Source organism: Flavobacterium sp. (assembly GCF_044377315.1).
Classification (GTDB): domain Bacteria; phylum Bacteroidota; class Bacteroidia; order Flavobacteriales; family Flavobacteriaceae; genus Flavobacterium.
This window is the reverse complement of sequence record NZ_JBILJG010000010.1, coordinates 54,665-81,075: the sequence shown is the minus strand read 5'-3', so window position 1 is coordinate 81,075 and position 26,411 is coordinate 54,665. Positions and strand designations below refer to the sequence as shown.

The 26,411-nt window shown below is 32.0% G+C and carries 21 protein-coding genes and 3 tRNA genes; 6 read left to right on the top strand and 18 right to left on the bottom strand.

The window, feature by feature from the left end; genetic code table 11:
• Positions 1 to 54: 54 nt before the first annotated feature.
• From ACIQ66_RS04855 to ACIQ66_RS04820, 8 genes are all read right to left on the bottom strand, one after another.
• Entirely contained in the window at positions 55 to 255 is a 201-nt protein-coding gene (locus ACIQ66_RS04855) for a hypothetical protein (RefSeq protein WP_396211678.1), read from the bottom strand.
• Entirely contained in the window at positions 252 to 623 is a 372-nt protein-coding gene (locus ACIQ66_RS04850; RefSeq protein WP_396211677.1) for a hypothetical protein, read from the bottom strand. Before ACIQ66_RS04850 ends, ACIQ66_RS04855 begins: the two co-directional genes overlap by 4 nt.
• Before the next feature lie 19 nt (positions 624 to 642).
• Complete coding sequence (locus tag ACIQ66_RS04845) at positions 643 to 1,257, bottom strand: hypothetical protein (protein WP_396211676.1); 615 nt, start codon at positions 1,255 to 1,257, stop codon at positions 643 to 645.
• A 12-nt stretch (positions 1,258 to 1,269) separates the two neighbouring features.
• Positions 1,270 to 1,458 (bottom strand): hypothetical protein, encoded by a 189-nt coding sequence (locus ACIQ66_RS04840; RefSeq protein WP_396211675.1) that lies wholly within the window; start codon positions 1,456 to 1,458, stop codon positions 1,270 to 1,272.
• Positions 1,459 to 1,590: 132 nt separating this feature from the next.
• Positions 1,591 to 2,463 (bottom strand): hypothetical protein, encoded by an 873-nt coding sequence (locus ACIQ66_RS04835; RefSeq protein WP_396211674.1) that lies wholly within the window; start codon positions 2,461 to 2,463, stop codon positions 1,591 to 1,593.
• Between the two features lie 91 nt (positions 2,464 to 2,554).
• Positions 2,555 to 2,628 (bottom strand) — tRNA-Arg (locus tag ACIQ66_RS04830).
• Positions 2,629 to 2,652: 24 nt separating this feature from the next.
• Positions 2,653 to 2,727: transfer RNA gene (locus ACIQ66_RS04825), tRNA-Pro, on the bottom strand.
• 7 nt (positions 2,728 to 2,734) lie between these two features.
• A tRNA-Ser gene (locus ACIQ66_RS04820) sits at positions 2,735 to 2,821 on the bottom strand.
• A 312-nt stretch (positions 2,822 to 3,133) separates the two neighbouring features.
• Between ACIQ66_RS04820 and ACIQ66_RS04815 the strand changes: the two genes are divergently transcribed.
• Together ACIQ66_RS04815 and ACIQ66_RS04810 are read left to right on the top strand one after the other, a co-directional pair.
• Positions 3,134 to 4,309, top strand: a complete 1,176-nt coding sequence (locus ACIQ66_RS04815) for an acetyl-CoA C-acyltransferase (protein ID WP_396211673.1) — start codon at positions 3,134 to 3,136, stop codon at positions 4,307 to 4,309.
• A gap of 31 nt (positions 4,310 to 4,340) precedes the next feature.
• Entirely contained in the window at positions 4,341 to 5,102 is a 762-nt protein-coding gene (locus ACIQ66_RS04810) for an NlpC/P60 family protein (RefSeq protein WP_396211672.1), read from the top strand.
• Between the two features lie 47 nt (positions 5,103 to 5,149).
• On the opposite strand, the gene ACIQ66_RS04805 is transcribed toward ACIQ66_RS04810, so the two are convergent.
• Together ACIQ66_RS04805 and gyrA are read right to left on the bottom strand one after the other, a co-directional pair.
• Positions 5,150 to 6,421: a tetratricopeptide repeat protein gene (locus tag ACIQ66_RS04805; protein WP_396211671.1), complete on the bottom strand. Its 1,272-nt coding sequence runs from the start codon at positions 6,419 to 6,421 to the stop codon at positions 5,150 to 5,152.
• 81 nt (positions 6,422 to 6,502) lie between these two features.
• Positions 6,503 to 9,121, bottom strand: coding sequence for a DNA gyrase subunit A (gene gyrA, locus ACIQ66_RS04800; protein WP_396211670.1), 2,619 nt, complete (start codon positions 9,119 to 9,121; stop codon positions 6,503 to 6,505).
• A 263-nt stretch (positions 9,122 to 9,384) separates the two neighbouring features.
• On the opposite strand from gyrA, the gene ACIQ66_RS04795 reads away from it, so the two are divergent.
• On the top strand, positions 9,385 to 11,928 hold the full coding sequence (locus ACIQ66_RS04795) for an ATP-dependent Clp protease ATP-binding subunit (RefSeq protein WP_396211669.1): 2,544 nt from the start codon (positions 9,385 to 9,387) through the stop codon (positions 11,926 to 11,928).
• A gap of 53 nt (positions 11,929 to 11,981) precedes the next feature.
• Here the strand turns inward: ACIQ66_RS04795 and ACIQ66_RS04790 are convergent, their stop codons facing one another.
• The 3 genes from ACIQ66_RS04790 to ACIQ66_RS04780 form a co-directional block, all read right to left on the bottom strand.
• The gene (locus tag ACIQ66_RS04790) at positions 11,982 to 14,216 is read right to left on the bottom strand and encodes a cation:proton antiporter (RefSeq protein WP_396211668.1); all 2,235 of its coding nucleotides are present in this window, start codon (positions 14,214 to 14,216) and stop codon (positions 11,982 to 11,984) included.
• Positions 14,217 to 14,297: 81 nt separating this feature from the next.
• A complete protein-coding gene (purB, locus tag ACIQ66_RS04785) occupies positions 14,298 to 15,647 on the bottom strand; it encodes an adenylosuccinate lyase (RefSeq protein WP_396211667.1) in 1,350 nt (449 codons plus the stop codon).
• A 71-nt stretch (positions 15,648 to 15,718) separates the two neighbouring features.
• A complete protein-coding gene (locus ACIQ66_RS04780) occupies positions 15,719 to 16,411 on the bottom strand; it encodes an SIR2 family NAD-dependent protein deacylase (protein ID WP_396211666.1) in 693 nt (230 codons plus the stop codon).
• Between the two features lie 97 nt (positions 16,412 to 16,508).
• Between ACIQ66_RS04780 and ACIQ66_RS04775 the strand changes: the two genes are divergently transcribed.
• Complete coding sequence (locus tag ACIQ66_RS04775; RefSeq protein WP_396211665.1) at positions 16,509 to 17,168, top strand: TrmH family RNA methyltransferase; 660 nt, start codon at positions 16,509 to 16,511, stop codon at positions 17,166 to 17,168.
• Here ACIQ66_RS04775 and ACIQ66_RS04770 read toward each other — a convergent pair whose 3' ends face one another.
• Together ACIQ66_RS04770 and ACIQ66_RS04765 are read right to left on the bottom strand one after the other, a co-directional pair.
• Positions 17,169 to 17,936: a carboxypeptidase-like regulatory domain-containing protein gene (locus ACIQ66_RS04770; RefSeq protein WP_396211664.1), complete on the bottom strand. Its 768-nt coding sequence runs from the start codon at positions 17,934 to 17,936 to the stop codon at positions 17,169 to 17,171.
• Positions 17,937 to 18,023: 87 nt separating this feature from the next.
• A complete protein-coding gene (locus ACIQ66_RS04765; protein ID WP_396211663.1) occupies positions 18,024 to 19,955 on the bottom strand; it encodes a DEAD/DEAH box helicase in 1,932 nt (643 codons plus the stop codon).
• Positions 19,956 to 20,190: 235 nt separating this feature from the next.
• Here ACIQ66_RS04765 and ACIQ66_RS04760 point away from each other — a divergent pair, with 235 nt between their 5' ends.
• Positions 20,191 to 20,790 carry a GDSL-type esterase/lipase family protein gene (locus tag ACIQ66_RS04760; RefSeq protein WP_396211662.1) on the top strand — a complete coding sequence of 200 codons (600 nt, stop codon included), beginning with the start codon at positions 20,191 to 20,193 and terminating at the stop codon, positions 20,788 to 20,790.
• 52 nt (positions 20,791 to 20,842) lie between these two features.
• On the opposite strand, the gene acs is transcribed toward ACIQ66_RS04760, so the two are convergent.
• On the bottom strand, positions 20,843 to 22,750 hold the full coding sequence (gene acs, locus ACIQ66_RS04755; RefSeq protein ID WP_396211661.1) for an acetate--CoA ligase: 1,908 nt from the start codon (positions 22,748 to 22,750) through the stop codon (positions 20,843 to 20,845).
• Positions 22,751 to 23,263: 513 nt separating this feature from the next.
• Between acs and ACIQ66_RS04750 the strand changes: the two genes are divergently transcribed.
• On the top strand, positions 23,264 to 24,676 hold the full coding sequence (locus ACIQ66_RS04750) for a TlpA family protein disulfide reductase (protein WP_396211660.1): 1,413 nt from the start codon (positions 23,264 to 23,266) through the stop codon (positions 24,674 to 24,676).
• A gap of 114 nt (positions 24,677 to 24,790) precedes the next feature.
• On the opposite strand, the gene fsa is transcribed toward ACIQ66_RS04750, so the two are convergent.
• Complete coding sequence (gene fsa, locus ACIQ66_RS04745) at positions 24,791 to 25,447, bottom strand: fructose-6-phosphate aldolase (RefSeq protein ID WP_396211659.1); 657 nt, start codon at positions 25,445 to 25,447, stop codon at positions 24,791 to 24,793.
• Between the two features lie 138 nt (positions 25,448 to 25,585).
• Positions 25,586 to 26,389 (bottom strand): SDR family oxidoreductase, encoded by an 804-nt coding sequence (locus ACIQ66_RS04740; RefSeq protein WP_396211658.1) that lies wholly within the window; start codon positions 26,387 to 26,389, stop codon positions 25,586 to 25,588.
• Between the last annotated feature and the right edge of the window lie 22 nt (positions 26,390 to 26,411).

Sequence of the window (26,411 nt, the reverse complement as noted above, 5' to 3'; positions counted from 1 at the left end):
ACATACTTGTCTTTAAATAATTGCTCTTTTAGAATTTGGTTCATATTACCAACACTAATTCTGTTTTTTATTTCTCTCTTCTGCATCTTTTATTGTATAATAAATTAAAACTAACACTCCTGCTGTGATTAGTCCAAAAACCATTTTTTCTAATACTTTATTTTTTTTGTCAACCCCTACAGCATAATCATAGTCTTTAAGAGCGATATGGTCGGCAGGTAAAATCTTTATTTTGTTTAAATCGTAGTCTATCATTTTGTTCGGTATAAATAGTAATAATCTTCATCGGTTAATTTCAAAAATGAGATGTCATATAATCCAAAAACTATTTCGTCTTCTTTATCTGAAACGTGAGTAAACATTTGGAAGGAAAATCCTTTTCCACGTAAAAATTGTTTATGTACAGAAACATCAGTAAAATCGCCAATTAAAGCATCGGCAATTTTGTAATTTTTAAGTAATTGTTTATTGATAAAACTTAACTTTTTACGAAGTAAATTATTAAGCAAATTGTTGTGAGAAATTCTATCAGAAGCAGAGCGATAAATCTGATTTTGTCTTTTGGCTTCAAACATTGTATTTGAGTAAGGACAAAGTCTTGTTTTTATTGGGTTATTTACCATCGTAATTCGTTTTAATATGTTAGTATTTGATTATTTGTTTTAGTGATGTGTTGTGAATATTGTTTAAAAAGTTTGCTTTTATTTCTTTAAACTTTTGCGAACGAACAAACGTTCTTTTTCTGATACCTAATTCGACTATTTCCTTCGGTATATAATAGTTCATTATTTTATTAATGTTTTTCACAAACTCTCCGTGTACTTTCCGACCATTAAAAGTTCTTTTAAGGTGTTTCGGTAATTCTTTACCTTTGACATTTATTTTCGGTATCGATACAACTATGTGATGATGAACACCTCCACTTTCTCCGATGTCTACAAGACGGATAAATCCGAGTAGTTCCGAACCGTTTTCTTTTAAAGCCTTTTTGAGCGCAAAAAAGAACCTATCTAATTTATCATTGTCGTAATGGTCAATCACGTATTCTATTAGGGAATATCTTTCCCTGCACGAATAAGTTTCAAAGAAAAGTCTAATCTTTTTTGCTCGATTATATTTGATGACTTCAAGGTCTGTAAAAGGAATCCATTGTTGATTGGTTTCATCTTCATAGACTTTTATACTTGTTGCTTTTCGTATGGAAATAAATCCTTGTTTTGTCCTTCTCGAAAAGGTTTTGGTAAAAATATGTTTCATTTGCTTATGAGTTTAACAATTATAATACTCATCGCTCATACTGTCAATGTAAATTAAAACCCTACCTCCTTTAGCAGGAGATAATTTTTTTGCTTTAATTAACCCATCCCTAATTCTTCTATCTATTGTTCTTTCACTACATCGCCAAAATTCTGATGCTTCTGCTCTACTAAAAAATTTTTGTTTAATTAAATTCTTCATACTTGCTTTATTTTGAGATTATTTAATAAAAGCAAATTTATAGACTTGGGTAGTCATAGAAAATAGAAAACCGCTCAAATTCTAATCATTTTAAGAGTGGAATTTGAGCGATTTTAACTTGGAATACAAAATTTATTTATTATGGTAACGCAAACTCATTTTACTGAATTCTTTAACAAAAGATAGAGAATTAGGGCTATCATAGATTAAAAAGGACTTTTTTAAAATTTTACGTCCTAATTTCCAATGAAATTCCCTTAAAGTTTTATTCTGTGAACTTATCGATATTTTTTCTTTAAACGTTATACAATCAAAAATAAAATTTAATAATTTTTTATTATCAACTTCTACGCAATCATTTAATTCAAGTAATTTATCGTAGATGTCAACTTTAGAAGATGGTTTAAGCGATTTTCTAAAATTCAATACATAACTTCGACATTTTTCGTATTGTATTTCCGTGAAGTATTTTTTATTTAAAATTATATTTTCATATTCTTTATATTTTTCCAACTCTTGCTTTATATCAAACATTAATTCATTTTTCAACGTCATCTTAAAACACTTCAACAAATCGATGAAAAATAATTTATAAACTACATTATAAAAATTTGTATAAAACAAAGTCTCATCAAAATATTCAACATTTGTATTTTCCTTTAATACACCAACCAACTCATCAATGAATTCCAAATCAACCCTGTCTCCAAAAAGATTATTAATTTGAGGTAAATCAATATATTTAGGCTTTACAGTAATTTCAATACATTCTTCTGAAGGGGAAAATTTTATATAGGGAAAGAGAATTAAAAAAGTTCTAATTAGTTCTGAAAAATTATTTTCATTAATGACAAGGTTTATATTAAATTGAAAATTACTCTTATCGTCTAAACAGATTTTTTTAGATGACTCAATCAGGTATTTAATCGAAGTTAAATTATCAATCTGTAATAAATCATTTTGAAAAAAAAGATAAGTTGGAAATGTAACACCATTTTTATACATTGCACTCAATATTTAAAGTCTCATAAAAGGTCACACAAAGATAAAAAAAAACTCGAACACCATAAAAATAAGGTATTCGAGTAATTAAGTGTGATCCCAGAAGGATTCGAACCTTCGACCTACGCATTAGAAGTGCGTTGCTCTATCCAGCTGAGCTATGGAACCATTTTTAATAGTAACTATTAAAAGTCGGGGTGGCAGGATTCGAACCTGCGGCCTCCTGCTCCCAAAGCAGGCGCGATAACCGGGCTACGCTACACCCCGAAAAATGCGGAGAGTAAGGGATTCGAACCCTTGGTACAGTTTCCCATACGCATGTTTAGCAAACATGTCCTTTCGGCCACTCAGGCAACTCTCCAAATTCAATATATAAAAATAAGAACTTTTCTCTTTAAGCGGTTGCAAATGTAACGTTTCATTATAATATTTACAACAATTTAGATGCTTTTTTTAAATAATAAAACAACATTTTTTTAAACTAACTATAAATCAATCTAATATAGAAAAAATACTTTGTCAACAATAAATTAATTATGAAAAATTCATATAAAAATGGTTTTAAATTAAAAAATAGTAAATTTGCAAATCAAACAAACAATCATATATTTATGATACTTATTTGGTTTACACAAAATCGAAATAGTATTGTAACACACAAAATATCTTAAACATGAAAAAAGTTGTAATCGTTTCGGCAGCAAGAACTCCAATTGGAAGTTTTATGGGTACATTATCTACTGTTACAGCTCCACATCTTGGAGCTGCTGCTATAAAAGGCGCTTTAGAAAAAATTAACTTAGATGTAAATTTAGTTGATGAAGTAATAATGGGTAACGTTATTCAAGCTGGTGTTGGGCAAGCTCCTGCAAGACAAGCGGCTCTTTTTGCTGGACTTCCAAATTCAGTTATTGCTACAACAGTCAACAAAGTTTGTGCTTCTGGAATGAAAGCAGTTATGCAAGGCGCACAAGCAATTATGGCTGGTGATGCCGAAATTATTGTAGCGGGCGGAATGGAAAATATGAGTTTGATTCCTCATTATGTTCACATGAGAAATGGTGTAAAATTTGGACCAACTTCTATGCTTGACGGAATGCAAAAAGATGGATTGGTTGATGCTTATGACAACAATGCTATGGGTGTTAGTGCAGATTTGTGCGCTTCTGAATATAAAATTACTAGAGAAGCTCAGGATGCTTTTGCTATTCAATCATATGAACGTTCTGCAAAAGCTTGGGAAGCTGGAAAATTTGATAATGAAGTAGTACCAGTTGCTGTTCTGCAAAGACGTGGCGAACCAATTATGGTAACTAAAGACGAGGAATTTACAAATGTAAAATTGGATAAAATTCCTTCTTTAAATGCTGTTTTTACTAAAGATGGAACTGTTACAGCAGCCAATGCTTCAACTATAAATGATGGTGCTGCAGCAGTTGTAATTATGAGCGAAGAAAAAGCACAATCATTAGGATTAAAACCTTTGGCTTATATAAAAAGTTATGCAGATGCTGCTCAAGAACCTAAATGGTTTACAACTGCACCAGCTAAAGCATTGCCAAAAGCATTAGCCAAAGTTGGTCTTTCAGTAAAAGATGTTGATTTCTTCGAATTCAATGAAGCCTTTGCAGTTGTTGGATTAGCGAATGCTCAAATTCTTGGATTAGACAATAGTAAAGTAAATGTAAATGGAGGCGCAGTTTCGCTTGGTCATCCGTTAGGTTGTTCTGGTGTTAGAATTATTGTAACCCTAATCAATGTATTAGAACAAAATAATGCTAAAATTGGAGCTGCGGCGATATGCAATGGTGGTGGCGGTGCTTCTGCTATAGTGATTGAAAGAGTTTAATTAATAAAATTGATAACTGAAAAATAAGTAAATGTTCGGAATTTGTAATCTTGCTATTATTCCTCTGCGAATTGAACCTAGCGATAGAAGTGAAATTGTTTCTCAAGTTTTGTTTGGTGAACATTTTGAAATTCTTGAACAACAAAAGCAATGGACGAAAATCAAATTGCAATATGATGGATATGAAGGATGGATAGATTCTAAACAGTTTCAAATTATTTCCGAAGCTGATTATCAGCAACTATCAAGTGATTCAATTATTTTGAATTCTGATTTGATAGAATATATAACAGGCCTAAATAATTTATTAATACCAATTCCTCTTGGCGCTTCGCTTTCATTTTTGAGCCACAATGAAATTAATACTCAAAATTATGATTTTGAGGGTTTAAAAATAAGCGGGCAAAAACCAAAATCAAATTTAATTAATACCGCTTTCATGTACTTGAACGCACCTTATTTATGGGGTGGAAAAACTCCTTTCGGAATTGATTGTTCTGGTTTTACACAAATGGTTTACAAACTAAATGGTTATAGATTATTACGAGATGCTTCACAACAAGCTAATCAAGGAGAAGCTTTAAGTTTTATTGAAGAAAGTGAACCTGGCGATTTAGCCTTTTTTGACAATGAAGAGGGAAATATAATTCACGTTGGAATTATTATGGATGATAATTATATAATTCATGCTAGCGGAAAAGTACGAATTGACCGTTTAGATCATCTTGGCATTTATAACGCCGAAGTCAATAAACATACTCACAAACTAAGAGTTATTAAAAAAATTATATAAAAAAAAGGTTCACATTTGAACCTTTTTTTTGTATGTTTAATAAATTATTATTTCCCTATTTTTGCTTTAAGTGCTTTTTTCTGTGCAGTCATTTCTAAAGCTCCATATACATTTAATAATGTAGTTGAAACATCTTCATTGTCTGGTTTTAATTCAAAGGCTTTTTCTAAATAAGGTAATGATTCTTTAAAAATATTTTCTCTTTTTGCTTTAAGAACATCATAACGTTTGTTATCTTTTTCAGAAGTTCCTAATTTGTTCATTTCGTCAATGATAGCTTTTTCACTATCTAACTTTATGATAGCTAAATTCAAATAAGCATTTATATAATCTGGTTTTATAGCGATTGCTTTTTTGTAATAAGCTTCTGCATCAGCACTATTTGTTTTTGAAGAAATTACACCTAAGTTATAAAACAAATCTGCATCATTTGGATTTTTTTCTAAAACTTCAGTTACTAATTTTTTGTAAGTCGCAAAATCTTCTAATTTTAAATACAAATCTGCCTCTGCCATTGCTAATGATGTATCATCTGGATTAGCTAGTCTAGCTTCTGATAAAGATTTTTTTGCTTCTTCATTTTTACCTTGTTGCACATAAATCAAGGCGATGTTTTTGTAAATTTCCCCTTTTTTAGAAGGAATTTTTTCATCTCTTGGCTCTTTATGTGATTTTAAAATAACCATTTTATCTCTTTCGGCTTTTGTACTAAACATTTCTTCTTGATCAGTAATCAAACTTTTTGCATAGTAAGAAGTTCCTTCGCCAGAATAATTTTTATTTTTTAATTCATTATAATAAGCTAAAGAAGTTTCATAATCGCCGCCATTTACAGCATAACTTGCTGCATAATACAATTTTTCTAAATCATTAATATCTAAATCATATACTTGTTTAAGTAACGCTGAAGCTTCTTTATAGTTTTTGGCTGTTCCTTTTTCAACAGCGCTATTTACTAATTTGTTTTTAATATCACTAATTGAAGTTGTAGCTTGCGAAGTATATTTAGATTTTCCAGTTACTTTTTCGGCAGCTACTAAATCTTGAAATGCTTTAGCTGCTTCAGAAAGATTTTTTGAAGTTTCAATGTTTTTGGTAGCTAAATCTAAAGCGATATTTCCTTTTACAAATAAAAACTGTGCTTTTTCAGCATCAGTAGCTGCTGTAAGTAATGGTTCGGCTTGTTGTAAAAGTGTTCTTGCTTCTACAGCATTACCCGCTTTTAGTGCTTTTTCTGCAGCTTTAATTTCATTTTTTTGAGCAAAATTGCTTACTGAAATCAATAATGCTGACGCTAGTAGTACATATTTACTTTTCATTTTTTAGGTTTTAATTTAAAATTTATAATGATACAAATTCCAATAATAAAACAGTATTGGAATTTGTACTGAATTAATTAATTATTCATCATCAGAATCGTCTTCTTCAGCTTCGTCTGCTTCATCTTCTACTTCATCATCATCGTCGTCATCGTCATCTGCAACATCATCCTCTTCAAGAACTTCAAGAACGGGCTTAACTCTTTCGATTACGGCAGCTTCAATAACATTTCCGTCTTCATCAACAATGACTTCTTCAACATCATCTTTCATAACTTTTGTCACCGCAGCGATGGCATCACTACCTTTAAGATTAATCAACTTTACACCTTGCGTTGCACGACCCATTACTCTTAAATCTTCAACCGCCATACGAATAGTCAATCCAGATTTGTTAATAATCATCAGGTCGTCAGCATCTGTAACTGCGTTTATCGAAATTAATTTTCCTGTTTTTTCAGTTATATTTAATGTCTTAACACCTTTCCCTCCACGATTTGTAATTCTGTAATCTTCTAAACTTGAACGTTTTCCGTATCCGTTTTCGGCAACTACTAGAATTTCACTGTTCATGTCATTTACAGAAACCATGCCAATTACTTCATCGGTTTCGTCTTTCAAACGAATTCCACGAACTCCAGAGGCAGTTCTTCCCATTGGACGGGTTTTGCTTTCTTCAAAACGAACTAATTTTCCAGATTTAACAGCTAAAATAATTTGGCTATTTCCATCTGTTAATTCAGCAGAAAGCAGTTCGTCATTATCTTTAATAGTAATAGCTGCAACACCATTAACTCTTGGTTTAGAATATTTATCTAACGAAGTTTTCTTAACCATACCGTTTTTGGTAACCATAATAAGGTTATGGCTTGTTGTGTAATCTTTATCTTTTAAGTCTTGTGTACAGATAAATGCTTTTACTTTATCATCACTTTCTATATTGATAAGGTTTTGCAATGCTCTTCCTTTGGCAGTTTTGCTTCCTTCAGGAATTTCATAAACGCGCATCCAGAAACATTTTCCTTTTTGAGTAAAAAACATCATATATTGGTGGTTAGTTGCCACGTACATGTTTTCTAAGAAATCTTGATCTCTTGTTCCTGCACTTTTTTGACCAACTCCACCTCTATTTTGAGTTTTATATTCTGTTAATGGCGTTCTTTTGATATAACCAGCATGCGAAATTGTAATTACTACATTTTCATCGGCAATTAAATCTTCAATACTTACATCACCACCCGAATATTCAATTATAGAACGACGCTCATCGCCATATTTATCTTTAATTTCGATTAATTCATCTTTAATTAATTGCATTCTAAGTTCTTTGCTTGCTAATAATGCTTTCAAATGCTCAATCAATTTCATTATTTCTTCGTACTCAGCTCTCAACTTATCTTGTTCTAGACCTGTTAACTGACGTAAACGCATTTCAACAATTGCTCTAGATTGAATATCAGACAATTTGAAACGTTCCATCAATTTTTCACGAGCTTCGTCAGTGTTTTTAGAAGCACGAATTAAAGCAATAACTTCGTCAATATTATCAGAAGCAATGATTAAACCTTCTAAAATATGTGCTCTTTCTTCAGCTTTTCTTAATTCATATTGTGTTCTGCGTACTACTACATCGTGACGGTGTTCAACAAAATAGTGAATCAAATCTTTTAGATTCAACATTTGTGGCCTTCCTTTCACCAATGCAATGTTGTTTACACTAAAAGAAGATTGCAATTGCGTGTACTTATATAAAGTATTTAAAACAACATTCGGAACGGCATCTCTTTTTAATATGTAAACGATACGCATGCCATTTCTATCCGATTCATCACGAATATTGGCAATACCCTCTATTTTTTTATCATTAACTAAATCGGCTGTTTTTTTAATCATTTCAGCCTTATTTACTTGATAAGGAATTTCAGTAACGATGATAGATTCGCGACCTTCTACTTCTTCAAAGCCTACTTTGGCACGCATAACAATACGACCACGACCTGTTTTAAAAGCTTCACGAACGCCTTCATAACCATATATAACACCACCAGTAGGAAAGTCTGGAGCTTTTATATGTGTCATTAACTCATCTATTTCAATTTCTTCATTGTCGATGTAAGCTAAAGTTCCGTCAATAACTTCTGTCAAGTTATGAGGTGCCATATTGGTTGCCATACCAACTGCAATTCCAGATGCTCCATTAATAAGCAAATTAGGAACTCTTGTTGGCATAACTGTTGGCTCATATAAAGTATCGTCAAAGTTTAGTTTAAAATCAACTGTTTCTTTATCTATATCTGCCATTATGTCTTCCGACATTTTTTTCATTCTTGCCTCGGTATAACGCATTGCAGCTGGACTATCGCCATCTACAGACCCGAAGTTACCTTGACCATCAATTAATAAATAACGCAAACTCCATTCTTGCGCCATACGAACCATAGCATCATAAACAGAAGTATCACCGTGAGGATGGTACTTACCTAATACTTCTCCAACAATTCTGGCCGATTTTTTATGGGCAGTTTTTGAAGTTACTCCTAAATCATACATTCCATACAATACTCTACGATGTACAGGTTTTAATCCGTCACGTACATCTGGCAATGCTCTTGATACAATAACTGACATCGAATAATCGATGTAAGCTGATTTCATTTCGTCTTCTATGTTAATAGGAATTAACTTTTCTCCGTCAGACATATTATATAGTTAAATTAAAAATTATTAGTAATTAAAAATCCTGCTAATATAAACCTTTCGATAATTTTTAGAAAGAAAATTAAACATAATTTTACTCAATTTATTAACAATATTACATCCAAATTCAGTTAATAAGTTAATTGATACTTAGCTTTTATTTTTAAATATTTTTTTGTCAATTAGCTGACAAGAGTTTGGTGAGGAATAGTTTTTGCAATTCTCATATAAAATCAATAAATTTACATTAGAAAATAAAGATAAAAATGGATGATAATTTTTCACCAAGAGTCAAGGATGTAATAACTTACAGTAAAGAAGAAGCCCTAAGATTAGGACACGATTTTATTGGAACTGAACATTTAATGCTCGGGATTTTGAGAGATGGAAATGGAAAAGCTATTTCTATTTTGAACAATTTGGCAGTAGATTTAGACCATTTGAGAAGAAAAGTTGAAGTTTTAAGTCCAGCCAATCCAAATGTATTGGTAAACAATGATAAAAAAAATCTTCACTTAACACGACAAGCAGAAAGAGCATTAAAGACAACTTTCTTGGAAGCAAAAGTCTTTCAAAGCACTTCTATTAGTACGGCGCATTTACTGTTGTGTATTCTAAGAAATGAAAACGATCCTACCACAAAGCTTTTGAATAAATTAAAAATCGATTACGATTTGGCTAAAGAACAATATTTGAATATGACACCAAGTGAAAATAATTTTATAGAAAACTTGCCAAGAAATGAATCTTATAATGAAGATTCAGGTCAAGATGACAGTTTAAAAGGCGATAGTTTTAACAACCCAGCTAATAAATCAAATAAAAAATCTAAAACACCAGTTCTAGATAACTTTGGTCGTGATTTGACAGAAATGGCAGAAGAAGGCAAACTCGACCCTGTTGTTGGTCGTGAAAAAGAAATTGAAAGAGTTTCTCAAATCTTAAGTAGAAGAAAGAAAAATAATCCATTGCTTATAGGTGAACCTGGAGTTGGAAAATCAGCAATTGCTGAAGGTTTGGCATTGCGAATTATACAAAAGAAAGTTTCTAGAATTCTTTTTGGAAAAAGAGTTGTTACACTTGATTTAGCAAGTTTAGTTGCTGGTACAAAATACCGTGGACAGTTTGAAGAACGCATGAAAGCTGTAATGAATGAGTTGGAGAAAAACGACGATATCATTCTTTTTATTGATGAAATCCATACAATTGTTGGTGCTGGTGGCGCCACTGGTTCTTTAGATGCGTCTAACATGTTTAAACCTGCGTTAGCTCGTGGCGAAATACAATGTATTGGTGCCACAACATTAGATGAATATCGTCAATATATTGAAAAAGATGGAGCTTTAGAAAGACGTTTCCAAAAAGTAATTGTAGAGCCTACTTCGGTTGAAGAAACAATTACAATTTTAAATAATATTAAAAACAAATACGAAGACCATCACAATGTAACTTATACCGATGAAGCTATCGAAGCCTGCGTAAAATTGACTGATAGATATATGTCTGAACGCTTTTTACCAGACAAAGCTATTGATGCTTTAGACGAAGCAGGTTCTCGTGTACACATTACAAATATTGATGTTCCTAAACAAATTTTGGATTTAGAACGTCAATTGGAAGAAGTTCGTGAGCTAAAAAATTCGGTGGTAAAAAGACAGAAATATGAAGAAGCTGCTAAACTTCGTGATGATGAGAAAAAATTAGAAAAAGACCTTGCTATTGCACAAGAACAATGGGAAGAAGATTCTAAAAATAATAGAATTCAAGTTACGGAAGATAACGTTGCGGATGTTGTTTCTATGATGACTGGAATTCCTGTTAATCGTATTGCACAAACTGAAAGTAATAAATTAGCAAAACTTCCTGAACTTATTGAAAATAAAGTAATTGGTCAAAAAGAAGCTGTGTTAAAAATTGCTCGTTCTATACAACGTAATCGTGCAGGATTAAAAGACCCAAATCGTCCAATTGGTTCCTTTATTTTCTTGGGGCAAACAGGTGTTGGTAAAACACAATTGGCAAAAGTATTAGCTAAAGAATTATTCGATTCTGAAGATGCGTTAATCCGTATTGACATGAGTGAATACATGGAGAAATTTGCTATTTCTCGTTTAATTGGCGCACCTCCAGGATATGTTGGCTATGAAGAGGGTGGGCAATTAACCGAAAAAGTTAGAAGAAAACCTTATTGTGTGGTACTTTTAGATGAAATCGAAAAAGCGCATCCAGATGTTTTTAATATGATGTTGCAAGTTTTAGATGATGGTTATTTAACTGATAGTTTGGGTCGCAAAATCGATTTTAAAAACACAATCATAATCATGACTTCAAATGTTGGTGCGCGTCAACTGAAAGATTTTGGACAAGGCGTTGGATTTGGAACAGCTGCACGAGTTGCAAATGCTGAAGATAATTCAAAAAGTATTATCGAAAATGCTTTGAAAAAAACATTTGCACCAGAGTTTTTAAATAGAATTGACGATGTTATTGTTTTCAATGCCTTAGAAAAAGAAGATATCAATTTGATTATCGAAATTGAATTGAAAAAATTGTATGCTCGTGTAAAAGATTTAGGCTATCACCTATCTTTATCAGACAATGCAAAAGCATTTATTGCAGATAAAGGTTTTGACAAACAATTTGGTGCTCGCCCACTAAAAAGAGCCATTCAAAAATATGTTGAAGATGCACTTGCCGAAGAAATCATTACTTCCAAAATTGTTGTTGGTGACCAAATCTTCATGGATATTGAAGATGGCGCTGAAGAATTAACAGTCAAAATTTCAAAAGCTGAAAAACCAACTAGTTAATACTTAATAAAAATGTTTACTTAAAATCCGTTTTGCATCACAAAACGGATTTTTTATTTCATCAAAAATTCAGCTATTTTTTTCTTTTCTCCAGCAATCCATAAAACATCACTTTCTTGAAGAGTTAAATGTGATTCAGGATTAAGAATACGCTTTCCGTTACGTTCCACACCTACTATAATTCCATGTGTATTTTCTCTAATGCCTGACTCTCTAATTGTTTTTCCTATGCAAACTCTATTTTTTAATTCGATTTTTTGCAAAATAATATTAGTTTCATCAACAATTTCCGGAATATCAATTTCATTTTTATCTAAAAAAACTTTAAAATCTTTAACCTGATCATCTGTTCCAATAATACTAATTTCATCACCAGGGAATATACGCTCAGTTCGTGTTGGAATATTAATCATTATATCACCTCTTTTTATCGAAGCAATATTAATTCCAAATTGTTCTCTAATAGCTAGTTCTTGAAGTGTTTTGCCTGCCAAATTTGATTCGCGTGCAATTTCAAACTCTGTCATATGTCCGTCCCAAGGCGAAAGTGTACTTTGTCTTTTATTTTCTTTCTTTATTTCTCTGTTATTAAGATTTGACATAAAATGTGTTTCAATTTTTTGATAAATAGCATGAAGTTTTTTAGGAAATACTATATAAGCAGAAACAGCAACTAAAAAAGCAATAAAAGCAATTCCTGCAGAAAAAAATGTATTCAAAACAAATCCAATATAAAATAAGGTAAGTGCTATTCTAAAAAAAACTAGCATAATTATTGGTCCTTGGTGTTTTTTTTCTTCTATCAATATTTGAACTTGCTTAACTGCTACTCTTCTAAGAGACAACGCCCATAAAAATGGAGATAAAATTATAATTGTAATAAGTGCCGCGATTATATTTCCCGATTTTGAATCTTTTACTAATGGTAGTAAGTAATTAGAAGAAAGTAAAATTATTGCAATAATTATAATCGAGTGAATGATGACTTGTGTCAGATAGCTTCTTAAAACAATTCTCCAATTACTTTCGGACTTAATTTCTTCAGTATTTGAACTATACAATTTTATTCGTTTTACCCAACGTTTTGGCAATTTTTTCTCTAAAAAATCAGAAAAAGGTACCGCATATTTTACCATAAAAGGTGTTGTAAATGTTGTAATTGCAGATACAGCAACCACTATTGGATATAGAAAATCACTTGTTACTTTTAAAGTTGATCCTAATGTGGCAATAATAAATGAAAACTCACCTATTTGTGACAAACTCATTCCCGCTTGAATGGATTGTTTTAAAGGTTGTCCAGATAGTAACGAACCAATTGTTGAACTGATTGACTGTCCAAAAATAACTACCAATGTCAAAATAGCGACAGGTAGTGCGTATTCTACTAGTGTATCAGGATTTATCAGCATTCCAACAGAAACAAAGAAAACAGCTCCAAACAAATCTTTTACAGGTTTTACTAAATGCTCAATGTGTTCGGCTTGTGTTGTTTCGGCTATTATTGAACCCATAATAAAAGCTCCAAGTGCTGGCGAAAAACCAACATTTGCAGCAAAAATAACCATCAATAAGCAAAGTGCTAATGAAATTATCAACATCATTTCGTCAGTCAATAAATGTTTGGCTTTTTGCAATAATGTTGGAATAAAAAAGATGCCAACTACAAACCAAATGGTCAAAAAGAATACCAGTTTTAAAACAGAAAAAACCAGTTCCATACCAGAAAATTGTTGACTTACTGCAATTGTAGAAAGCAAAACCATCATCAAAATGGCAATAATATCCTGAACAATTAAAGAACCAATTACGTTGCCAGCAAACTTTTGAGATTTGACGCCTAACTCATCAAAAGTTTTTAAAATAATGGTAGTAGATGAAATAGAGAGAATTACACCTAGAAAAATACTATTCATTTTATTCCAACCCAACATCTGACCTACAAAAAAGCCAATGCTAACCATGGTAATTATTTGCGTCAATGCAGTTATGGATGCCGTTCCTCCTACTTTCATTAATTTCTTGAAACTAAATTCTAAACCTAAACTGAATAAAAGAAAAATGACTCCAATCTCCGCCCAAACTTTTACACTATTGACATCTTGAACCGTTGGAAAAAAGTCAAACTCTGAACCAGCTAAAAAACCCGCTACCAAATAACCCAAAACTAAAGGTTGTTTAAGCATTTTAAACAATAAAACAGCAATAGCAGCAGTAATTAGGATTAAACCTAAATCACTTATCAAATCAGGTAAATGAACGGCTGATGCTGCTAAAAAGATAGACATAAATTTAATTTTTACTAAAATAACAAAAAATCTGCTTCAATCAAAATGACTAAAGCAGATTTAAAGAAATTATAACAATATTTATATTAATACCCCCAAATAATTACTAGGACTAATCTGCATCAACTCTACTTTAATTTCATCAGAAACTTTTAGGGTTTGTATGAAATTATGAATGGCTTCTTTATTGATAACGGCATTGGTTCTTGTCAAGTCTTTTAAAGCTTCATAAGGATTTGGATAACCTTCACGACGCAAAATTGTTTGAATGGCTTCGGCTACGACTGCCCAATTTTTTTCTAAATCTTCTGCAAATTTAACTTCGTTCAAAACTAATTTGTTTAACCCTTTTATAGTTGCTTCAAAAGCTATTAAAGTGTGTCCTATAGGAACTCCAATGTTTCTTAAAACCGTGCTGTCGGTTAAATCACGTTGTAATCTTGAAACAGGTAATTTAGCAGAAAGATGTTCAAAAATCGCATTGGCAATTCCTAAATTTCCTTCTGAATTTTCAAAATCTATTGGATTTACTTTATGTGGCATGGCTGACGAGCCAATTTCTCCTGCTTTTATTTTTTGCTTAAAGTAATCCATTGAAACATACGCCCAAACATCTCTATCTAAATCGATTAGAATAGTATTTATTCTTTTCAAAGCATCGAAAAAAGCTGCAAAATGGTCGTAATGTTCTATTTGTGTGGTTGGAAAAGAATGCTGTAAACCTAATACGTTTTCAACAAAATCAGTTCCAAATTGTTTCCAATCGGTTGTTGGATAAGCTACATGGTGCGCGTTATAATTTCCAGTTGCACCACCAAATTTTGCAGCAAACGGAATATTGAATAACAATCGTAATTGCTCTTCTAAACGTTCTACAAATACTAAAATTTCTTTCCCCAAACGAGTTGGTGAAGCTGGTTGACCATGCGTTCTGGCTAACATTGGAACATCCTTCCACTCTATTGCAAGTTCTTTTAATTTGGCAATGACCGAAATTAAACTTGGTAAATACACTTTTTCAAAAGCTTCTTTTGTTGATAAAGGAATCGCGGTATTATTAATATCTTGAGAAGTTAATCCAAAGTGAATGAACTCTTTATATTTCTCTAAACCCAAGCCGTCGAATTTGCTTTTGATGAAATATTCAACCGCTTTTACATCGTGATTGGTAGTTTTTTCAGTTTCTTTTATCCAAAGTGCATCTTCGGTTGAAAAATTGGTATAAATTTTACGCAAATCTTCAAAAACGGATTTGTTTACACCTGAAAGTTGTGGCAAATTGGCTTCACATAAAGCAATGAAATATTCTACTTCTACTAAAACCCTATATTTTATTAATGCTTCTTCTGAAAAGAAAGGAGAAAGCGAAACGGTTTTGCTTCTGTATCGTCCGTCAATAGGAGAAATAGCGTTTAATTCTGTTAGTTGCATGTTGTTGTGTGTTTTTTGAAAGTGCAAATTTAGTGATTAGTAATTAGTGATTAGTGATTAGTTGATTTTTTTTAAAGATAACTCACTAATTTTTCTTGTAAAAAAGGAACACCTTCGGTTGCATTCATCGGAATTATTTCTAACAAATTTGCTAAATCATAAATAGTGGTAGGTTTTGGATCGATATAAAATATGGGCACATTTTTATTGGTATAATGCAATAAACCAGCTGCAGGATAGACTTGCATAGAAGTTCCAATAATTACAAAATAATCAGCTTGTTGTGTAATTTCGATTGCTTGCTCAAGTGCTGGAACGGCTTCACCAAACCAAACAATGTGAGGCCTTAGTTGGTTACCGTTTGGGTCAACATCACCAATGTTCAAATCTAAATTCCAATCTAAAATATAGTTTTCGTTTTTGGTGCTTCTCACTTTTAGTAATTCGCCATGAAGATGCAACACTTTTGAACTGCCTGCTTTTTCATGCAAATCATCGACATTTTGAGTGATGATATGCACATCAAAATCAGATTCTAATTTGGCTAATGTTTTGTGACCTATATTGGGTTCAACCGTTTGCAATTGTCTTCGTCTTTGATTGTAAAAATCTAAAACCAATTCTTTATTCTTTAACCAACCTTCGGGTGAAGCAACTTCCATTACGTCATGACCTTCCCAAAGTCCGTCGGCATCTCTGAAGGTTTTGATGCCACTTTCTGCCGAAATTCCTGCACCTGTTAAAACAATTAACTTCTTTTTCATTTGTAAAAATTGAATGCTAAAATTACTGAATTTGTTGTAAAAAATAACGATTCTTTTTATTAAATCTTGTTTTACTATTTTTGCAAAAAAAATTAGAATGATCGATTTAGACTATTTAGCCTTTTTAGAAAATATACTTACCGAAAAAAGAAAAGAACGTTTTTTAGAAGTTTTAAAAAATCGTACCAACCATTTTACAATTGCCATTGAAGATGTTTTTCAACTGCATAATACTAGTGCTGTAATGCGAAGTTGCGAAGTTTTTGGGATTCAAGAACTAAATGTAATTGAAGAAAAATTTGGTAAACGAATTGATAAAGAAATTGCAATGGGTGCTCAAAAATGGGTCGATGTTAACCGATTTAATTCCGTTCAAGATTGCATTGATACTCTAAAAGGAAAAGGTTATCAAATCATTGCTACAACTCCACATAATGATTCATGCTTAATTCATGAATTTGATATATCTAAAAGAAGTGCTTTGTTTTTTGGTACTGAAAGAGATGGACTTTCTCAAGAAATTATTGACCAAGCCGATGGTTATTTGAAAATTCCAATGGTTGGTTTTACAGAAAGCTTGAATATTTCGGTTTCGGCAGCTATTATCATTCAAGATATAACTAACAGATTACGACTTTCAGGAATTAATTGGCAATTATCCGAAGAAGAAATTCTTGAAAAAAGATTGCTTTGGGCTAAAAACACCATCAAAGATATTGAGCGAATTGAGGAGCGGTATTATTCTGAAAAAAAATAACTATTTTTTCTTCAAAACCTTATATTCTTCGTGGCATTGTGTGATGGCTTCAAGAATTTGTAAATCATTTGCTGATTTTGCGAAAGCTTCTGAATAATTACATCGTTGTAATAATTCTGGTATTTCGTCTTTATTAACTCCAAGTATCATTGATAATGTTTCTCTATCAAACTTATTTTCTAACATTGCTCTAACTGAAGGGTCTTTCTTCATTTCCTTAAGTCTTTTTAACTCTTTAGGTTTTTTTCCAAAAAAATTATACAACATGTCCGCAGGATTGAATAGAGAACCCATAATTTTTCCAAAAGCACTAGGAGAATATTCTCCAGCCTCATAACCTTGCTCTAATCCAGAAATACTATAACGGTAATTTTCTCTTGAAGGAATTAATTTGGTGTCAATTTCAAGATAACCAGTTAACATGTAGGGTTGGATAATTACTTCTTCAAGTGCAATGGCCTTTTCGGTTAACTTTATTGTGGTCGTTTTATTTTTAACCCAGTCATTGGTAATACGCATTTTTATTGATTGAAAACCAACCATGGATAAATGTAGAGTATCATTTACAGAAGCGATCAACTCAAAATATCCTTTTGAATCGGATACAGTTGCTTTTGCTTTATTCAAGTTAATAATATTTACATTGGATACTGGTATAAAAGTGAATTCATTCACAATTGTTCCAGAAATTGATTGAGTAGTTGTGGCTTCTTGCGCTCCAACGGTGTTAGCAAGTGCAACTAAAAAAAAGACTACAAAATATCTCATATTTGGGTTTTAAAACGATAAAAGTAATAAAACAAATAAGATAAAATTGTAGTCTTTAATTTTTTATAAGAAAATTAACTAAATGAATTAGCTTTTTCTTGGTCTTCTTGGTCTAGATGCATCACCAAAACCTTCCGAACGTCTTGGAGCTCTTTCTGAACTTCCTTCTGTTCTTGAAGAATCAAATCTTCTTGCAGGTCTTTCGCCTCTTTCAAAACCACCTGGTTCTCTTCTTGGAGCTGCACTTTTAAAACCGCCATCTCTTGGAGCTCTATCAGAGAATCCTCCTTCTTTTCTTGGTCCGAAACCGCCACTTCTTGGTGCAGAACTTCTTCTTTCGCCACCAAAACCGCCACGTCTTTCTCCGCCACTATTTCTACCATTATGGTCTCGTCTTCCGCCACCATCATTTTTAGAAATTTCAACGTTTATTCTTCTTCCGTTTAAATCAAAACCATTTAAGATTTCCATTACTTTGTCAGTATGTTCTCCATCAGTGTTAAAGAAAGAGAAACCTTCTTTTACATCTACTTTAAATACATCATCACGACCTAAGTCTAATGTTTCTTTTAAGAAATCTTTCAATTGCATCCAATCAAAATCGTCTCTTGAACCAATATTTACGAAATATCTAACAGGATCGCCTGCTCTAATTTCTCTTGGTTCAGAACTTCTTTCGCTTCTTTCACCACCCTTTTCACCTGATAAATCACGTTTCTTTTTGTAGTAATTAATGAATCGATTAAACTCAACAGAAACCATTTTTTTAATTAACTCTTCTTTAGTTAAACCATCTAAAACCTCGTTGATGGCAGGAAGATAGTTGTCTATTTCGTGGTCAACTTCAGTATCTTTGATTTTGTTAGCTAAGTGCAACAATTGAATTTCACAGATTTCCATTCCAGAAGGAATTGTTTTCTCTTCAAATTTTTGTTGAATAATTCTTTCGATAGATGAAATTTTACGTAACTCACTTTTGGTGATAATTACGATAGAAGTACCTAATTTACCAGCACGACCAGTTCGGCCTGAACGATGGTTATAGGTTTCTATTTCATCAGGCAATTGATAGTTTACAACGTGCGTTATATTATCAACGTCAATTCCACGAGCTGCAACGTCAGTAGCAACCAACATTTGAATTTGACGACCTCTGAAAGATTTCATTACACCATCACGTTGCGCTTGAGATAAATCTCCGTGCAAAGCTGCTGCGCTATACCCATCTTCAATTAATTTTTCAGCAACTGCTTGAGTATCACGTTTTGTTCTACAAAAAACTACTGAGAAAATATCTGGATTAGCATCTGCTAAACGTTTTAACGCTTCATAACGATCTCTTGCGTTTACACAATAAAATTCGTGTGAAACGGTAGCTGAACCAGAGTTTTTAGTTCCAACAGTTATTTCTGCTGGCGAAACCATGAATTTTTTTGCAATTCTGGCTACTTCTGCAGGCATTGTTGCCGAGAATAACCAAGTGTTTTTTTCATCTGGAGTATCTGATAAAATCGATACGATGTCTTCATAAAAACCCATGTTCAACATCTCATCGGCTTCGTCAAGAATACAATAATTGATGTTTTTAATGTTTACAAGACCACGATTAATCATGTCTTGCATTCTACCTGGAGTTGCCACAATAATTTGGGCTCCACGTTTAATTTCTCGGGCTTGTTCTGTAATGCTTGCACCACCATAAACTGCCACTGTATGTAATCCTTTTACATATTTTGAGTAAAGTTTAATCTCGTTGGTGATTTGTAAGCATAGCTCACGCGTTGGTGATAAAATTAACGCTTGTGTACTTCTGTCTTCAGCATCAATTTTTTGAATCAGTGGAAAACCAAAAGCTGCCGTTTTCCCTGTACCTGTTTGTGCTAAAGCTACTAAGTCTGTTTCTTGTTCCAATAAGACTGGAATGGCTTTTTCTTGCACTTCTGACGGATTCTCAAATCCTAGATCTTTGATCGCCAGCAGTAACGACTCATTCAGACCTAATTGTTCAAATTTATTCATATTGTATTTTAAAATTGGGTGCAAAGGTAGGTTTTAAATACAATATAAACTAATTTGTTAGTTACTGATTTATAATTAGTTATATTTTTTATCAAAATCATTTTTCTGTTTTTTTATACTACTTACCAACCAATCCAATTAAAAAAAGTTATTTTTGTTTTTAATACTATATAAAATAAAACGATTTTTATAGAGCTTTGATTTACTCTCATTATTCGTTTTTAGTCAAAAAAATATGAACAAAGATTGGGCTAATTTAACCAAATACGCATCTGAAAATAAAAGTCTAAAAGCTACCAACAAAAGTGTAGTTTTTATGGGCGATTCTATAACCGAATTTTGGAAAGTGAATGACGCCGTTTTTTTTACTGAAAACCCTTATATCAACAGAGGAATTTCTGGGCAAACAACCTCACAAATTCTTTTACGATTTAGACAAGATGTAATCAATTTGAAAGCTGAAACCGTTGTAATATTAGCTGGAATCAATGATATTGCCGAAAATACAGGTCCAATTACTATTGACCAAATCATGAAAAATATCATTGCGATGGTTGAATTGGCTATGGTAAACAAAATCAAAGTCATTTTATGTTCGGTTTTACCAGCCAATAATTTTTACTGGAATCCAAAACTGAAACCAGCCGACAAAGTGATTGAATTGAATTTACGACTTAAAAATTTCGCCAAAACCAACAAAATAAGCTATGTAGATTATTACAACGCCATGGTTGACAACGAAAAAGGCTTGCTGAAAAAATACGGAGAAGACGGCGTTCATCCTAATCTTGAAGGTTATAAAGTTATGGCAGCGCTACTTCTAAAGAATTTATAGATAGAAGTAGATCAAAAAAATCTAACGATTACGGATATGCAAATAAAATAAACTAAAGTTTTCCGTCTTTGATTTCTTCAACAATCTCAGGATTTAATAAGGTTGAAATATCTCCAAAGTTAGAGAAGTCACCTTCCGCAATTTTTCTTAATATTCTACGCATAATTTTTCCAGAACGTGTTTTAGGTAAACCAGATACAAACTGAATTTTATCTAATTTGGCAATTGGACCAATTTGATCAGAAATTTGTTGGTTAATCTCTCTTGTAAGATTATCTCTATCACGCCCTAGTCCTCTTTCTTTCAAGATAACAAATCCGTAAAGTGCATTTCCTTTAATATCATGTGGGAAACCAACAATAGCACTTTCTGCTACAGCTGGGTGTTCGTTGATAGCATCTTCTATTGGCGCCGTTCCTAAATTGTGCCCAGAAACAATAATTACATCATCTACTCTACCTGTAATTCTGTAGTAACCTACTTCATCACGCAAAGCACCGTCACCTGTAAAATATTTACCGGGAAAAGCGGTGAAATAAGTTTCTTTATAACGTTGATGGTCGCCCCAAATCGTTCGAGCCATTGATGGCCATGGGAATTTGATACACAAACTTCCTGTTACTTGGTTTCCTTCAATTTCGTTGCGCAATTCGTCCATTAAAACCGGTTGAATTCCCGGTAATGGTAGCGATGCATAGGTTGGCTTTGTTGGTGTTACAAAAGGAATTGGCGAAATCATTATACTACCTGTTTCTGTTTGCCACCATGTGTCAACCAGCGGACAACGCTTTCCTCCTACGTGATCATTGTACCAGTGCCAAGCTTCTTCGTTAATTGGCTCACCAACTGAACCAATAACTTTAAGTGAGCTTAACGGAAAACGTTGTACAAAATCTAAACTTTCTTTTGCCAAAGATCGAATAGCGGTTGGAGCAGTATAAAATTGATTTACTTGGTGTTTTTCTATTACTTCCCAAAAACGACTAAAATCTGGATACGATGGAATGCCTTCAAAAATTAAAGTTGTAGCACCATTTAAAAGTGGTCCATAAAGAATATAAGAGTGTCCCGTTATCCAACCAATATCGGCAGTACACCAATAAATATCATTTTCTTTATAATTGAATACATTTTTAAAAGAATAGGCAGTTTGAACCATATAACCAGCCGTAGTATGAACCATTCCTTTAGGTTTTCCGGTTGAACCAGAAGTATAAAGAATGAATAAAGGGTCTTCTGCATCCATAATTTCAGCTACACAATTTGGAATAGCAGCATCCATTAATGGTTGCAACCATTGGTCACGACCTTCTTTCATGGTTACTTTCGAATTGGTTCTTTTTACGACCAAAACTTTTTCAATACAAGGCGATTTTTCTAAAGCTTCATCTACAATTCCTTTAAGGTCAATGACTTTATTTCCGCGGTAACTTCCATCAGAAGTAATGACCATTTTACATTCAGAATCATTGATACGAGCCGAAACAGCCGAAGAAGAAAAGCCTGCAAAAACTACAGAATGGATAGCACCAATTCGAGCACAAGCCAAAACAGAAATAGCCAATTCAGGAATCATTGGAAGATAAATACAAACTCTATCTCCTTTTTTAACGCCTTGTTCACGAATAACATTAGCCATTTTGGAAACTCTTGCATGCAAATCGTTATACGAAATATGTTGCGCTTCTTCACTTGAATTGTTTGGTTCGAAAATGATTGCAGTTTTTTCGCCTTTTTTAGCCAAATGTCTGTCGATACAGTTTTTAGTAATGTTCACTTTTGCATCAACAAACCACTTGAATTTAGCTTCTTGCATATCAAATTCCATTACTTTTTCCCATTTTTGGTACCACGTAAAATTTTCATCGGCTACTCTATCCCAAAATTTTCTTGGTTCACGAACCGATTTTTTATACATTTTAAAATAATGCTCTAAATTGTCTATTGTATAGTAACTCATTATATTTTTTTGTAATTAGTTAATAGTGACTAATAAATAGTCGTTAGGGTTTGTAAATATAAATAATCTACAAATGCAAAAAAGATATTTCTTGCTAAATTGGAATTGTTTGTTTTGAAATGAACTTATATAAAAGAATAGAAAATAAACTTGATTATATTGCAATTTTTCGATAGTTGATGTAACCGATAAATGTAACTTAACTTGTCTCTTATTAAAATTGAAAAATAATTGGAATAAATAATTTGATTGACTTTTTGGTTTCTAAAGGAATCATAGTAAAAATGATTAATGTTGTAGTTTTCGTTATTTGGTATAATTTTTTTATTTGTTGAAAGCAAGAAAAAATAGGTTTAAAACTAATTATTGGTTTAGTAGCAACTTTTGTAATTAACTATATCACTAGTAATGAATATTTTACACCTGTTGTAATGCATAAAATATAACTTTAACGATGCCTTAACAAAAATAATCACTTCAACTGAATATATTTGTTTTAAGATGCTATCAAAAATGAACTGTTTTATTAAATTAAATTTTATTGTAATTACAACAATTTCGATGTGTTCAACGTTTTTTTCTTGCAAAAAAACAACCGACACAAAGGATTTTCAAGCCTATTTTGGAGGTGAAATTACAAATCCAACAAGTCAATACATCCTTTTTTTAAAAGATTCTGAAGTAATTGACAGCGTAAAGCTTGATGAAAAAAACCGTTTTTTCTTTTCTTTTGATTCTCTTGCTCCAGGTTTATATAGTTTTAAAAATGAACCTGAATATCAATATATTTATTTTGATAAAAATGATAGTTTGATGGTTCATATTGATGCGAAAGATTTTGATAATTCACTAGCTTTTTGTGGTCGTGGAGATCAAAAAAATAATTTCTTAATGGAATTATATTTGAAAAATGAAGCCGATAAAAACAATATGTTTTCCCTTTTTGAGTATGATTTTGATAAATTCAATTCAAAAATAGATTCTACTCAAAAAGCAAATACTAGATTTTACGAAAGCAAAAAAGAAGAAATTAAATGGAGTGAAGATTTTGATAAGTTTGCAAAAGCAGCGCTAGACTTTAGCTATTATACCAAAAAAGAACTTTATCCAAAAGTTTATAGAGTAAGAACTGGAAAAGATGTTTACGAAAAAATACCCCAAAATTATTACGATTTTAGAAAGGAAATAAATTTTAATGAAAGTCAATTTTCTGATTATGCGCCGTTTATAATGTATGTTTCCTATATGTTAAACAATAAATCTACAATACTGTACCACAATCATTTAACAGAAGTTGATAAAGAATTAAAAACCAATATCAACAAACTAAACATTGTTGATACGCTAATTAAAAATGAAAAAGTAAAAAATAAAATTCTAAATAATATTGCCTTTCAATATTTATTAGAAGATCAAAATGTGGTGAATAACAACATTTTTATTGATAAATATTATAAACTTTCATCCGATAAAAGTCATAAGAATGAAATATTAAAAATTGGAAATGCCATTCAGTTATTACGTCCAAAATTTGAACTTCCAATTGTAAATATTATTGATACAAATGGCAAAATGTTTTCGAGTGATAAAATTTCGACTAAGGAAACTGTTATTTTCTTTTGGACACAAAAATTATCTTCACATTTGGAAGCGACACATAAAAAGTTACTTTCTTTAAGACAAAAATATCCTAATTATCAATTTGTTGCTGTAAATCTTGACAAAGATCAAGATGTTTGGACAAAAACACTGGCAAAATACAAATTCAACGGAATTTCAGAATATAGATGTACCGATTTTGAAGATTTAAAAGAAAAATGGGCTATAACCAAAGTGCATCGTACTATAATTTTAGACAAAAAAGGTTTGATAAAAAATGCCTTTACCAACATTTTTGATGTAAAATTTGAAGAAGAATTAAAATAGGTACGAGGTACGAAATACAAGGTTGGAAGTTTTGAGCATAAACTAAAAAAGCGATTTTCAAAAATGAAAATCGCTTTTTTATTCCTTGTATTTTGTATTTCGTAACTTGTATTTTTATTTGTTACCTTTTTCAAAATCAGCTATAAACTGAGCTAAACCGATATCTGTTAATGGATGTTTTAATAAACCTAAAATTGCCGAAAGTGGTCCAGTCATAACATCAGCTCCAATTTTGGCACAATTTACAATGTGCATTGTGTGACGAACAGAAGCGGCAAGTATTTGCGTTTCATAACCATAGTTGTCATAAATTTCTCTGATTTCTTGAATCAAATTCAAACCATCTGTTGAAACATCGTCTAATCTACCAATAAAGGGAGAAACAAAAGTTGCACCAGCTTTTGCAGCCAATAATGCTTGACCAGCAGAAAAAACTAACGTTACATTAGTTTTAATTCCTTTATCGGTGAAGTATTTACATGTTTTTACACCTTCTTTTGTCATTGGAAGTTTAACTACAATTTGAGGATGCAAATCGGCTAATTCTTCACCTTCTTTAATCATTCCGTTGTAGTCAACAGCATTTACTTCGGCACTAACTTCGCCATCAACAATGTTACAAATGTCAACGTAGTGCTTTAAAATGTTGTTTTTTCCAGTAATTCCTTCTTTTGCCATCAACGAAGGATTGGTTGTTACACCATCAAGAATTCCAAGTGATTGTGCTTCTTTAATGTCGTTTAAGTTGGCTGTGTCAATAAAAAATTTCATAATATTTATTTAGTTGTGTTTTTTATATAAAGTGCAAAATTACGAATTCAAAATTCAATGGCAATGACAATTAGAAAATCAATTGCAAAAATAAAATATCTGAATTTACATTGTCATTGAAGTTAAATTTTGCAATTGTTAAAGCTTATAATGATTCATCAACATTTTTTCATATACTTTATCAGGCAAAATTCTTTTTAAAACAATTGAAAACTTTTGCATGAAAACGCCAATTATATAGTGAACATTCGGATTTGGATTTTGGATAATCTTATAAATTGCTTCTGCCATTTCATATGGATTGCTACCACTATCTACGTGTTTATCCATCATTTTGAGCGTATTACCATAAGGAACTTCGTAAGCTGAACCTTTGATAACTGGCGCATGATAACGACCTGCCGCAATATTGGTTGCAAAATCGCCTGGTGCAACATTGGTAATTTTTATTCCAAAACCTTTGACTTCCATACGAATAGCTTCGGTAATTAGTTCTAAAGCGCCTTTGGATGCTGAATAAATTCCGCGATAGGGCAAACCCATATAACCTGCAATTGAAGTTATATTGATAATTAAACCCGATTTTTGAGAACGCATTTGTGGCAAAACAGCTTTCATAACTTCAATTGGTCCAAAAAGATTGGTTTCAAAATTATTTTTGATTTCTTCTGTTGGAATTTCTTCAATTGGACCCGTTATTCCAACACCAGCATTGTTAATCACTACATCTACTCTACCCGATTTTGAAATTATTGCTGCAACTGCATTTTGAATACTTTCAACATTCCTAACATCTAAAGCCAATAGCGGAAATACTGAATTGTCTATTTTTTCAGGATTACGACTTGTTCCATACACTATAAAACCTTTGCTGTGCAAAAATTCTCCAATAGATTTTCCTATTCCTGATGAACCGCCTGTTATAAGTACAACTTTTTCCATTTTGTCATTGCGAGGAACGAAG